Genomic DNA, 11839 nt, shown 5'->3' with positions numbered 1-11839 from the left:
CGCCTTGCCCTTAAAATGGGCCTATTCCCTTTAATTTTTACTATCAGCCACTATGAGTTTCAAGGTCACCGTCCATCCCAGCAATCACGAATTTCAGGTCGAAGACGGACAGTCCGTGCTCGACGGCGCCCTGGCGGCGGGCATAGTGTTGCCTTACAGCTGCCGCAATGGCGCATGCTCTACGTGTAAAGGCAAGGTGGTCTCGGGGGACTACGATGCGGGACCCAGTCCAGCGCAAATATTGTCTCCCGAAGACCTGGCGCAAGGTTATACCTTGTTTTGCCAGGCCAAGCCACACTCCGACCTGCTGATCGAGGCCCATGAGATCCGCATGGCCAGCGATATCCAGATACGCAAGATGCCGTCCCGTGTAATGGCGCTTGATATGGCGACCAGCGACGTCATGATCATCAAGCTGCAGCTGCCTGCCACGGACCCGTTTCGCTTTTATGCGGGACAGTATCTGGAATTTATCCTCAAGGATGGACGTCGGCGCAGCTATTCCATGGCTACGCCGCCGTCCGACAACAACCTGGTTGAGCTGCACGTTCGCCATACCCCCGGAGGCGTCTTCACTGACCACGTATTCGGGGCCGGACCAACGCAAATGAAAGTGCGTGAAATCTTGCGTGTCGAAGGTCCTTTCGGTTCATTCTTCTTGCGTGACGATAGCGATAAACCGGTTATTTTCCTCGCGAGCGGCACGGGCTTTGCCCCCATCAAGGCCATCGTCGAGCGCATGATCGAGTCCGGGAACCAGCGCAAGGCGGTCTTGTACTGGGGTGGGCGCCGCCCAAGCGATCTGTACATGCACGACAAGGCGATGGAATGGGCCGCCAACCTGCCCGATTTCAGCTATGTGCCGGTGGTGTCCGACGCTCAAGCATCGGATGGCTGGAACGGTCGCACCGGGTTTGTGCACCAGGCCGTATTGGAGGACTACCCTGATCTTTCGGGGCACCAGGTATACGTCTGCGGGGCTCCCGTCATGGTGGAAAGCGCTAGAAGGGATTTCATCGGCGGTAGAGGCTTGCCGGAAGACGACTTCTTCGCCGACGCGTTTACGACAGAAGCTGACGTGCCCTAAGCGGTCGCAGGCAAGACGCGGGCCGGCAGTAAAGGCGTTTTGCGGCGCCTATCTTATCAGCGGCAAAGGCAACGACTATGAAAATAGCAGTATTGGGTAGCGGGATTATCGGGACATCCACCGCATGGTGGCTGAACCAGGCTGGGCACGACGTGGTGGTCATAGACCGTGAAACCGGGCCTGCCCAGGAAACCAGTCGGGCCAACGGCTGCCAGATTTCGGTGTCTTATGCCGAGCCGTGGGCAAATCCGCAAGCACCCATGAAATTGGCACGCTGGCTTTTCCGCGACGATGCCCCTTTGCTGTTTCGTCCGAAGTTCGATTTGCGGCAATGGTGGTGGGGCTTGATGTTCTTGCGTGAATGCTTGCCCGGCCGTCTTGCGCCCAACATACGCGCCATGGTGCGGCTCGCCGAATATAGTCGCGGTACGCTGCGTGAGATGCGCAGCGATCTCGACATACAGTACGACCACCTCGAACGGGGCATCATCAATTTCTATCGTGATCCGGCCGAATTCGAAAATTCCCAGGAAATGGCGGGCGTCATGCGCGAGTTCGGCGTAGACCGGCGTATCGTCACGACCGCTGAGATCATCCAGCTCGAGCCGTCACTGGCTCATATGCGCAGCAAAATTGTGGGCGGCGACTATACCGCTGAAGATGAAACAGGCGACGTCTATCTGTTTACAACGGCCTTGGCCGAGCGTGCGCGCAACGCGGGCGTGGAGTTCCGTTACTCGACCCAGCTGAGCCGGCTGATACCTGCAGGCGGACAAATTATAGGAGCCGAGGTTATCCGGCCGGACGGCCTCTACGAAACCATACAGGCCGATGCCTATGTGGCCGCGCTGGGGTCTTATACGCCTCACTTCGTGGCGCCGCTGGGAATTCCTTGCAACGTTTATCCGGCCAAAGGCTATTCCGCTTCGTTTGATATTGTCGACGCTGCGGCGGCGCCGATGGTCAGCCTGACTGACAGCGCGCACAAGGTGGTATACAGTCGCCTGGGCAACCAATTGCGTATGGCGGGCACTGCGGAACTTTCCGGTTACTCGCGTGCTCTTAATACAATCCGTTGCGATAATATGATGCACTTGGCCCGAGAGTTGTTTCCAACGGCTCTGGATTTTGATAACGTACGTTTCTGGTCGGGACTGCGCCCTGCAACCCCTTCAAATGTTCCCCTTATTGGCAAGACAAGAATCCGTAACCTGTACCTCAATACCGGCCACGGTACATTGGGCTGGACCATGGGCGTCGGTTCTGGGCGCGCCTTGGCCGACATTATTTCGGGCCGCCAACCCGAACCCGAATTTCCTTTTCTAGGTTAATTGTTTTATGACACAACATTGGTTTTTCGACGCCCTTGGTTCCGGGCGTCGGTTGGCGTGGGTGAGCGCCGGGTCCTTACTGTTTTCTTCCATGGCCGCCGCGGCCGCAACCGATATCCAGGTCTGGCATTCGCTTAATCCCTACAACAAGAAAGTCTTCGAAGAACTGGTCAAGGATTTCAACAAGGGCCAGAAAGACGTCAACGTAAAGCTGAAGTCATTCGATACTCCGCAAGAGATCGAATCTGCATTGAACAAGGTCAAAAAGCGCGAAGACAAGCCGGCGCTGGTGCAGCTTGATGATTCACGCGCGCCGGACAATATTGCAACACGTTCCTACATTCAACCGCTGCATGCGCTGATCGCCAAGTATCCGGTCAAGGATGCCAAGTGGTTCCTGCCCGAATTCAATACCTTCATGCGGGATGCAAAGGGCCGGCTGGTCGCTTTCCCGTATATGGTTGACGTGCCGGTCATGTATTACAACGTGGATGCGTTCAAGAAAGCGGGCATCAAGCCTGCCGAACCCCAGCGCTCCTGGAAAGGCTTGCAAGACCAGCTGGTGACCATGGCCAATAACGGTTCGCGCAATTGCCCGATGACCAGCGACCAGTCGGTGTCGGTAAACCTTGAAAACCTGGCGGCCGTGAACAAGCAGCCATATACCACGCAAGAGAATGGTCTTGCGTCCAAGGGTAAAGGTACGCCGGTATTCACATTCGATTCGATGTACATACGTCATCTTTCCATGATGATCAGTTGGGTTCGCACCGAACTGCTTGTCAAGCCGGAATTCGATACGATGGCGGCCAAGCGCTTTGCCAACGGCGAATGCGCTGTGTTGATGTCAACGTCCAGCAACCTTGGATGGTTCAAGGATGCCAAAAAACTGGACTTCGCCATCAGCGGCTTGCCGTATTATCCAGAAGTCACTCCGAAGCCGGGAAATCCTTTCGTGGGCGGCTCTGCGCTGTGGGCGATATCGGGGCTGTCCAAGGAAAGCGATGCAGCCAGCGTTCAGCTCTTGTCCTGGCTCAGCCAGCCAAAGCAAGCTGCCGATTGGTTCCAGAATACCGGCTTCCTGCCTTTGACCAAGCAAGCTTTCGACCAGACCGAGAAGTCATACTACAAGAACCTGGGTGACTGGCAGCAGCTCGTAGCCGTCTACGAGACGAAGCCCGCGGTCACATCGCGCGGTTTCCGTATCAAGAACTATCCGCAGATCCGGGCCATGTTCCAGCAGAAACTCGATGGGGCCTTCAATGGCAAGCAGCCGGCGGTGACGGCGCTCAAATCGGCATCTGCTGAAGCGGGCAAGCTCATGCTTCAGTAAAGAAGAAAATGTTGGCGGTTGCGCGCCGCCAACATTTTCACCTAAGACATGAAACACCCCATGGGCAATTCCAGCCCATGGGGTGTTTTGTATTTATGATCGAAGAATCTATCCAAGTGACTGATTTGTATGGAATAGTTTTTCAGCGGCGAGGCGATAAAAGACTCTATTCGTAAAAGTCTGACTGGCGGCATCCCGGAGCGACGCCCAAGATAGCTTCAACGCCAAGGTGGCGTGGACCTCTGTCTTGGATCTGAATATGGCCAGAATGTTTGTCGCTTCGATATTGTCCGGATTCCTGTCGGCGTGCTCCGGCATGCCCGAATGGGCGTTGGTCATTCCCTCCAGGAATCACCAGGTCGTCGACCCGGTTTCACACTACAGCTTCGAATGGCGTTTGTCGGGCGACAGGGCGGTCGCCCCCGTCCAGGTTTTCGACAACGGACAAAAGACCTGGTTGCAGTTCCTGCCACAGCAGCCCCTGCCGGCAGTATTCGAACATACCGCCACAGGCGATCGTCCCTTGACCTATACGCAGGAAGGACCTTATATGGTCTTGAATGGCGTATGGCCCAAGCTGGCCTTACGTGGAGGACGACTGCAAAGCCGGGTCGAACGACTGCATGAGCCTGCGGCCGAACCGCCCGCGGCCGTGGTTCCCGCAGACCTGCCAGCCGCACTGTCGGTGGCTTCGCCTGCTATTTCTTCCGAAATGCCTGTCGATATTTCCACGGTTACGACGGCTGCCACGCCGACGACGACCCCAACGATCACGCCACCAATCACGCTGCCGGTAGCAGGCATGCCGGATGAGTCAACGCAACGTTATGACGTCAGCCCCAAAGACCTCAATCTGCGCTCGGCCCTGTCGCGCTGGGCGCAATCGGTCGGGTGGACGTTTGAGCCCGAACACTGGGCCGTCGATGCCGATATCCCCATTGTGGCCTCGGCGACGTTCGAGCCTGGTTTCAGGCTCGCGGTGCAGGATCTTGTAGCAAGTACCGAGTTGGCGGACCGGCCCTTGCGGCCATGCTTCTACTCCAACCGCGTCTTGCGCATCGTCCCCTATGCCCAACAGTGCAATCGTACCGTCGCCGGCGCGGGGACCTCATGATGTCCCCGATTCGCTGTCTGGCTGCGACGGTGTCATGCATTTTCCTATCGGCCTGTGCGATCGGTGAACGAATGCAGGAAATGGTGGCCGCCATAAGCCAGGTGCGTTCCTCCGTCCAGGGGCAGCATGAAGGGTTTATCCGTTCCGTTGGAAGCCAGGAAGAAAGACGGGCGGCCCAGCTTGTGGACCGGCCGTGGCTTGTGGGCCGGGCCGAGCCATTGGCACGCGAAATAACGTTGCCGCCCGCCCTGAGAGCCAATGTCAGCACCACAATGATGTTCGCCGATGGAGCCATGGATTTATCGCGATTGGCTCAACGCATTACATCCGCAACCGATATTCCGGTTCATGTGGGACCCGACGCCTTGCTGCCTTTGGAGCATTTCTCGCCCCGTCTCGCCGTAACGGCGAAGGGCGGTGCAGTCGCGGCTCCCACCACTGTTGCTCTATCCGGAGGCGCAGAGCCGCTGGCCCGGATACTGGATCGGATCAGTGCCCGGCTGGGAGTCATGTGGCGATACCAGAATGGCCGTATTGAGTTCTATCGCACTGAAACCCGGGTCTTCAATGTGCGCGCCCTGACCCTGAATGCCAGTGCGGAAGCGTCCCTGGGCCTGGGCGGCAGCAGTAAGTCCGAGGGTTTTGTCAGTACCTCGAAAACCGTCCTGAGCAGCAGCAAGCAAGATCTGCTTAGTGTCGTGCGCGCGCGCATTGAACCTTTTCTGTCGCATGCGGGTGTGCTGGTGGCCGAGTCGGGCGGCAGTTCCTCGATTGTCGTGACCGATACGCCTGACGTCTTGCAGCGTATCGGACGATATCTCGACCACGAGAATCGAGCCCTGACTCGCCGGGTGCGCCTGGTGTTCGAAGAGGTCACCGTTGCTGTCAACGACAATGCCGAGGCGGGGTTGGACTGGAACCTGGTGTTCTCCAGTGCCAAAGTTGCGGCCACCCTGGCGGTGCCTGGTTCCAGCTTGGTTGAAACCGCCAGCATGAGCCTGGGCCTCAATGAGGGCCCATTCCAGGGATCCGATGCCATCATCAAGGCACTGAGCCAGGTTGGCCGGGTAGTGCGCCGCAGCAGCATGCCGGTACTTACGCTTAACCGTCGCCCCGTCACCCATGCTGTGAGAACGACTTTCTCATATATCGACAAGGTCCAGACGACTGCGCTCTCTACCAGTTCGGGCATGGCCTTGCCGTCGATCTCGGTCAGCCAGAGTGAGGAGACAGTGGGTTCGTTGATTACGCTGGTACCGGACGCACAGGACGATGGACAGATCCTCCTGTCGGTGGCTTACGACAACACAGTGGCGCAACCGCTCAAGACCGTCACGTTCGGCGACCAAGACAATCCCTTGCAGTTGCAGCAGATCACCATAGACGGGAATGGAACCGTGCAGCAGGTGGTGCTGCAACCCGGACAGCCCCTGGTGATATCCGGCTTTGATCGCAGCCAGGAAGAAACGGAAGGGCGCCGGCTGAATCCCGGCGTTCCTATTGCGCTGGGCGGAAGCGACCGTGTAACGGCCCAGCACCTGACCACGGTGATGGTCGTCACCGCACAGGTTGAAGAAGGATTCTAACGGCATGGTCAGCGATGAACTCCTTGTCATGCCATTGACTACGGCCACACTGGTGTTCGGTCTTCAATGGCTGCCCTTGCTCGGCGGCAAAGTGGAGCGGGCGGGTCTGCGTTTGGCAAGGCATCATCGGGCCACGCATATTGTGCTGGCGGGCGACTCGGCAGGTTCAGTGGGCATCGCAACGATGAAAGCCGGCCGCATCCAGCGTAACGCCAGCCTGCACTCCGCAGCGCAAAACGTGGCCCAGCTTTTTTCCACGGGAACTATTGCTCTGCTGCTGGAGCTGGATGGCGCGGGGTTCTGGCTTGTCGCCGTGCATGAAGGGGCTGTGGTCGCCCGTACAGATCGCCTGTTTGGCTCAAGTGCCGACGCCCAACTCGTCCTTTCCGAACTGCGGCAGTCATATCCGCAGCTCGTCCTGCTGGGCGATGCCCAGGCTCCAGTGCAGCCTGGCCTGGGCGCCATCGAGGCGGCAAGCTCTCACCCTAGCAGTCTGCGGGCATTGCGGCGCTGGACGCCTATCCTGCCTTGGCCGGTACAGGTGTTCTTGCTGGCGCTGGTGCTTGTACTGCTGGTGCCACGTCTTTGGCAGAACTTTCGTCCTGCTCCGCAGTCTCCTGCACAAGAGCTTGATGACCCGGTACAGGCCTGGAAGGCCGCGCGCGATAAAACCATACAGGGCCGTATGGTTCACGGTGTGCAGGGCACACGCAGCTTGCTTGAGACCTTGCATCAATTACCAGTCCGTGTAGGCGGTTGGGCCTTGAAGGAGGCTGAATGCAACCCGCAACCACGAAAGTGGCGATGCCACGCGCGCTACGAAAGAAGCACTGTGCAGGCCAGCAACAGCGAATTTCTGGCCGCTGCGCCGGCAAACTGGCTTGTCGAGTTCACCTCAATCGAGCAGGCGCGGCCAGCATGGGAGGCAGACTCCTTTAGCATTCCGGCCAGTGCCGTCCATTTGAAGACCTTGGCGAATAATGAGCGCGAGCTGTTCAGCTCGCTTCAATCAATACGGACCGCCTTCAATCAGATGCAGATAGGCCGGCCCGCGCCGCTACCCCTGTCCGTGCCCAACGATGAAAAAGGCCGCGCGCTTCCAAAGCCGACCGGACTGCTCATGTACCTGTCCCGATCGCTGCGGCTGAGCGGTCCCTTGCGATCTGCCAGCCTGATGCTGCCGCATACCGGATCCATTGAATGGAACAAGGCCTTGCTGGTAGTACGCGACGTTGATAAACCAAGCTTGAAGAATAGCAGCTTGAACCTGTCCCTCGAAGGAGTGCTCTATGAAACCGAAACGTCTGTTGCGCATGAATCCCGCCCGACCATCGTACCGGCTGACAGCGATGAAGACCACCGCCAAGCCCTTGATTGAGGCAGCTGTCCTGGGCATGTTTCTGGGCCTGTGCGCCGCCGGCCCGCGAGCTGCCTGGGCGTCCGTGGACAGCCTTGCCGCCCAGCAGATGTCCGTGCGGGAGTTGATGCGCATAGAAACTGACCTGGCACTTGGCCGAGCGAGGAAATCGCTGCGCAACGACGACAAGAGGGCGCAGGGCAGCGAAGGGGAAAGCCCGGTGTCGCGTAGCGGGCCATTGAAGCTGGTGGGCATATACGGTGTCGGGAAAAAGCTGCTGGCGGAAGTTGAAATTGGCGCACAGGCGTATGTATATATGCGCGGGCACGCGTTCCCGGTCGGGATGAAGGCCAGCGCAGCCTCGTATCAGCTACGCGGCATTTCGGGTTCATGTGTCCAACTCGAGCGCAAGGACGAAGCTCATACCTTGTGCCTGTCTCCTGCTTGGAGGTAAATCGGATGGCTGTATTCTCTTTGTGGCGGCGCCACCCGGCAGCCGCGCCCGCCGCCTTTCAGGTGATGCCTGAGCGGTTCGATGCCGCCCAAGCGGTCGTCGTGTCCAGTCCTAATGAACTGGCCGATATGAGCCCCGGCTTTGTTCGCTCGCTGAGCGGCCAGTTCAATGTCGACGCACTCGCTGCACGTCTATGCCCGGTTCTATTGACCGACCAGACCGTTGCCATCTTCGCGCTCGGCGAACATGTAGGCAGCGATCAGGCCGACGAACTTGCCCATTTGATCATCAAGTCGGGCCAGGCGCTTGCCAGCCCGTCGCGTTATGTTTTGGCGGCGCCCTTGCTGCTGGCCATTGCGCGCAAGCAGATAACGGCGCAATCGCTTGCCAGTCAGCCCCGCGTCCACCTGGCACAATCCAAGACGGCCCTGGCAGACGCCTTCCACGACCTCGTCGAATGGGGCGTGCGCAACGGCGCCAGTGACCTGCACGTGAATGTGCGCCTGCGCGAGCCGGAGTCTGAAGTCAAGTACACCATTTCAGGACGCTATGTGTCTCCGGAGCGCTTTCGCCGCATGCCCACCAGTCTGCTGGTGGATATGCTGTCCGTGGCATGGATGGATATTGTCGGCGGCAATGGCGCCGTGTTCGACCCAACGATAGAGCAGCAGGGAAGCATCATTCGCCAGGTGGAAGGCCGCGACATCATGCTTCGGTGGGCGTCGCTGTCCTCCGAACGCGGGCCCAGTGTGTGCCTGCGTCTGCTGAAACGGGAAGGGTGTGCGCAGCTGCCTACGCTGGAACAACTCGGCTACCTGCCCGACCAGATCGCGCAGATCGAACGGGTAATGGTGTCTGAGGGTGGCGCAATTGTATTTGCCGGTACGGTGGGCTCGGGAAAATCCACCACCCTGGCTTCCCTGATAGCGGGTCTTCCTTCGCACCGCAAGGTGATTACTATCGAAGACCCCGTGGAATACCTTATTCCCGATGCCATACAGAACACGGTGGCCAGAAACCTCGACACGGCCGCCCATCAAGACTATGCGTCCAAGCTCAGGGCGCTGAAGCGATCGGCCATGAGCGATGTGCTGTTGGGCGAGATACGCGATCAGGAGACCGGTAGGGCATTCATGGATCTCGCCGGTTCAGGCGTCAACGTCTACACCACCGTGCATGCGCCATGCGTAACGCAAGTGCCGGAGCGGCTGGCTTCCGACTTCATTGGTGTCTCGCGCGATTTCCTGGCTGCGCCCGGGATGCTCAAGCTGCTTGTCTGCCAGGCTCTTCTGCCGGTGCTGTGTCCGCATTGTTCTCTTCCGGCCCAGGCGCTGGTCGATGGCGTGGCGGACCACGAAGCCCCATGTCGTAGTGCCGGACAATGGCGCGACTGGCTCTGCCTCATCGAGGATCTGTATAACTTGCCGATAGCATCCTTTCGCATACGCAATCCCCAAGGCTGTGCTTCCTGCATCAAGCGGCATGTTACGGAGCTGAATGGGTACACGGGCCGTACCGTCGTCGCGGAAATGATCGAGCCGGCACTGTGGCCCGCATTTTTGCAAGGCATACGCCGCGGCGCCAACTCCTATTCGGAACTCGAGCGCACGCCTGCCAGGAACTCCCGTTCAGTCGACGACTCGGCCGGCACGCGCTCGTCCATGGAATGTGCCATTGCGAAGGCCAGCCATGGCTTGATAGACCCGCGCGATATTGAGCTGCGCTTTCATGCGTTTGAAACGCAGCGTCGCCTGCGCAATCTTCATTCGGATTCCCGTTCGAGTACGGGTCCCCGTACTGGTCCACGGCCTTCCAGCCCGCGGCTGAAGGTGGTGCCATGAGTGACCGTTCCCGTGATCATTGGCTGACAGCAATCCAACACGCTCTCGATTGCTTCCGGTTTGCCGGTGTTCGAGCCGATTACTACGATTACCTTGCTGCTTTGCTGCAAGGCATGCAAGGACGTCGCACGCTCAGGGAAATCTTCGAGCGGGATGCGAGGCGTTATGGCGCGAAATCGGTGCGGGGCAGGTTATCGAGACGGTGGAGTCAAACCTATCAGGGGGCTGGCGGCGATCTGTACGCCACATGGCTGGGCTGCTTTCCGCAAGACGAGCTGGGCCTGATAAGGATGGCGCAATCATTCGGAAATGCCGCACTGGTCAGGACACTGGCGGAACTGGCGCGCGTGCTGCAGCTGACCTCCCGCGCCAAAGCAATCCTGACGGCAACCTTATGGTCGGGTGCGATGGCGCTGCTTCTGGCATTTTGCATGGTGCTGGCGGTACCCTGGTTTACGGTGCCGAGCCTGATGCGCACTTTTTCCACCGTGCCGGCCGAATACCATGGCGGTCTTACCCGGTCCCTGCTTCGGTTTTCAGAACTCGTTCAGGCCAACTGGCCGTTCATCGCAGTCCTCACCGTGGGTGGCAGCCTGCTCGTACTGTGGTCATTGCCCAATACATGTGGGCCGTTGCGCCGCAGCCTGGAAAGGTTCGCCCTGTGGCGCGTATACCGCTACGTTGCGGCACTGCGCTTTCTGACTTTGCTCGCTATCGTGCTCGGTCGCGATGGAAGCGAATCGACACAGCTGCGCACCGCTCTCATCATGCAGGGTACGGGCGCATCCAAATGGCAGGCCAGCCATATCAACGCCATGCTGGCCCGTATCGATGCAGGCATGGCGGGCGCAGATACCTTCGATACGGGCCTTCTCGATAGGGCACAGTTTTGGTTCCTGGCTGACATGGTAACGGCTCGTGGGCTGCAGGCGGGCCTGGTCCTGGGCGGCGAGCGTCTTCGTACCCAGGTCCTCGGCACTGTCGCCAAACAGGCGATGGCCTTGCGCTGGGGGCTGATGCTGTCCAGCCTGGCCTGCCTGCTGGGCCTGGGTTTATGGCATTACGCCGTCATTGACGAACTACGTCGATCACTGATGCTTTTCTACGCCAGCCAATAAGGGCCGGCGCAACTTCAAGGAGCTGTTATGTCTGTTGTCACTATCCGTGCCCAGCAAGGGTTCTCGCTTATCGAAGTCTCGATCGTTTCGGCCATCGTGTTGCTGCTGGCCATTATTGGAGTGCCCGCCATAGGCGGATACATTATAGAAAACAAAGTCCCGAAGGTGGGCGAGGAACTGGCGCGGTTCATCCTGCAAACAAAGATCAACGCCCCAACCGGAACGTCCAGCCCTTACGAGGGCATTGAGATCTCAAACTTTGCGAACTTGGTGCGCGATTCCAGTGTCTTTACGGTCTCCGGCACCGGCGCTGGCACGAAAGTGCTGCACGGGCTGGGAACCGATGGTGAAGTCGGCATAGATGTCGATGAATCGGCCGACAGCTTCGAGATCACTTTATCGAAAGTCAATAATGCCGCATGCCCGTCCATCGCCTCAGTGATGCAGCGGGTGTCCGACTCCATAACGATTGCTCCCGATAGCGGCGCCGCTGTCGTGGTCAAGGATGCCAGCCAGAACATACATTACAGCGCGTTGACCGTCGAGTCCAAATGCGCCAGGGGCGACGTTAATACTTTTGTGTTTACCGCCGGGTAGGGGGTCGACATGCGGACGCAA

At 58.8% G+C, this 11839-nt stretch carries 10 protein-coding genes; all 10 read left to right on the top strand.

The window, feature by feature from the left end:
• Positions 1-52 precede the first annotated feature (52 nt).
• The 10 genes from CR159_RS14240 (at position 53) to CR159_RS14195 (ending at position 11818) form a co-directional block, all read left to right on the top strand.
• On the top strand, positions 53-1087 hold the full coding sequence (locus CR159_RS14240; protein WP_102074628.1) for a CDP-6-deoxy-delta-3,4-glucoseen reductase: 1035 nt from the start codon (positions 53-55) through the stop codon (positions 1085-1087).
• A 77-nt stretch (positions 1088-1164) separates the two neighbouring features.
• Positions 1165-2418: a D-amino acid dehydrogenase gene (locus tag CR159_RS14235; RefSeq protein WP_102074627.1), complete on the top strand. Its 1254-nt coding sequence runs from the start codon at positions 1165-1167 to the stop codon at positions 2416-2418.
• A 7-nt stretch (positions 2419-2425) separates the two neighbouring features.
• Positions 2426-3751: an extracellular solute-binding protein gene (locus tag CR159_RS14230; RefSeq protein ID WP_102074626.1), complete on the top strand. Its 1326-nt coding sequence runs from the start codon at positions 2426-2428 to the stop codon at positions 3749-3751.
• A gap of 184 nt (positions 3752-3935) precedes the next feature.
• Positions 3936-4865 (top strand): TrbG/VirB9 family P-type conjugative transfer protein, encoded by a 930-nt coding sequence (locus CR159_RS14225; protein WP_439650549.1) that lies wholly within the window; start codon positions 3936-3938, stop codon positions 4863-4865.
• The gene (locus tag CR159_RS14220) at positions 4865-6451 is read left to right on the top strand and encodes a hypothetical protein (protein WP_102074624.1); all 1587 of its coding nucleotides are present in this window, start codon (positions 4865-4867) and stop codon (positions 6449-6451) included. The genes CR159_RS14225 and CR159_RS14220 overlap by 1 nt, the downstream gene beginning before the upstream one ends.
• A 4-nt stretch (positions 6452-6455) precedes the next feature.
• Positions 6456-7829 carry a type 4b pilus protein PilO2 gene (locus CR159_RS14215; protein WP_102074623.1) on the top strand — a complete coding sequence of 458 codons (1374 nt, stop codon included), beginning with the start codon at positions 6456-6458 and terminating at the stop codon, positions 7827-7829.
• The gene (locus CR159_RS14210; RefSeq protein ID WP_143705468.1) at positions 7741-8262 is read left to right on the top strand and encodes a hypothetical protein; all 522 of its coding nucleotides are present in this window, start codon (positions 7741-7743) and stop codon (positions 8260-8262) included. Before CR159_RS14215 ends, CR159_RS14210 begins: the two co-directional genes overlap by 89 nt.
• A gap of 5 nt (positions 8263-8267) precedes the next feature.
• Positions 8268-10103 (top strand): GspE/PulE family protein, encoded by a 1836-nt coding sequence (locus tag CR159_RS14205; RefSeq protein WP_233208326.1) that lies wholly within the window; start codon positions 8268-8270, stop codon positions 10101-10103.
• Complete coding sequence (locus CR159_RS14200; RefSeq protein ID WP_102074621.1) at positions 10100-11221, top strand: type II secretion system F family protein; 1122 nt, start codon at positions 10100-10102, stop codon at positions 11219-11221. The genes CR159_RS14205 and CR159_RS14200 overlap by 4 nt, the downstream gene beginning before the upstream one ends.
• Before the next feature lie 27 nt (positions 11222-11248).
• Positions 11249-11818, top strand: a complete 570-nt coding sequence (locus CR159_RS14195) for a pilus assembly FimT family protein (RefSeq protein ID WP_102074620.1) — start codon at positions 11249-11251, stop codon at positions 11816-11818.
• Positions 11819-11839: the final 21 nt, after the last annotated feature.

The sequence above is a fragment of the Pollutimonas subterranea genome (assembly GCF_002849655.1).
Taxonomy (GTDB): domain Bacteria; phylum Pseudomonadota; class Gammaproteobacteria; order Burkholderiales; family Burkholderiaceae_B; genus Pollutimonas; species Pollutimonas subterranea.
The sequence above is the reverse complement of the archived record's forward strand: the minus strand, read 5'-3'. Positions and strand labels throughout refer to the sequence as shown.

Bases quoted from the DNA above. Each gene is read 5' to 3' on its own strand.
- CR159_RS14240 (WP_102074628.1), top strand. From the start codon at position 53: ATGAGTTTCAAGGTCACCGTCCATCCCAGCAATCACGAATTTCAGGTC.
- CR159_RS14235 (WP_102074627.1), top strand. From the start codon at position 1,165: ATGAAAATAGCAGTATTGGGTAGCGGGATTATCGGGACATCCACCGCA.
- CR159_RS14230 (WP_102074626.1), top strand. From the start codon at position 2,426: ATGACACAACATTGGTTTTTCGACGCCCTTGGTTCCGGGCGTCGGTTG.
- CR159_RS14220 (WP_102074624.1), top strand. From the start codon at position 4,865: ATGTCCCCGATTCGCTGTCTGGCTGCGACGGTGTCATGCATTTTCCTA.
- CR159_RS14215 (WP_102074623.1), top strand. From the start codon at position 6,456: ATGGTCAGCGATGAACTCCTTGTCATGCCATTGACTACGGCCACACTG.
- CR159_RS14210 (WP_143705468.1), top strand. From the start codon at position 7,741: ATGAAACCGAAACGTCTGTTGCGCATGAATCCCGCCCGACCATCGTAC.
- CR159_RS14205 (WP_233208326.1), top strand. From the start codon at position 8,268: ATGGCTGTATTCTCTTTGTGGCGGCGCCACCCGGCAGCCGCGCCCGCC.
- CR159_RS14200 (WP_102074621.1), top strand. From the start codon at position 10,100: ATGAGTGACCGTTCCCGTGATCATTGGCTGACAGCAATCCAACACGCT.
- CR159_RS14195 (WP_102074620.1), top strand. From the start codon at position 11,249: ATGTCTGTTGTCACTATCCGTGCCCAGCAAGGGTTCTCGCTTATCGAA.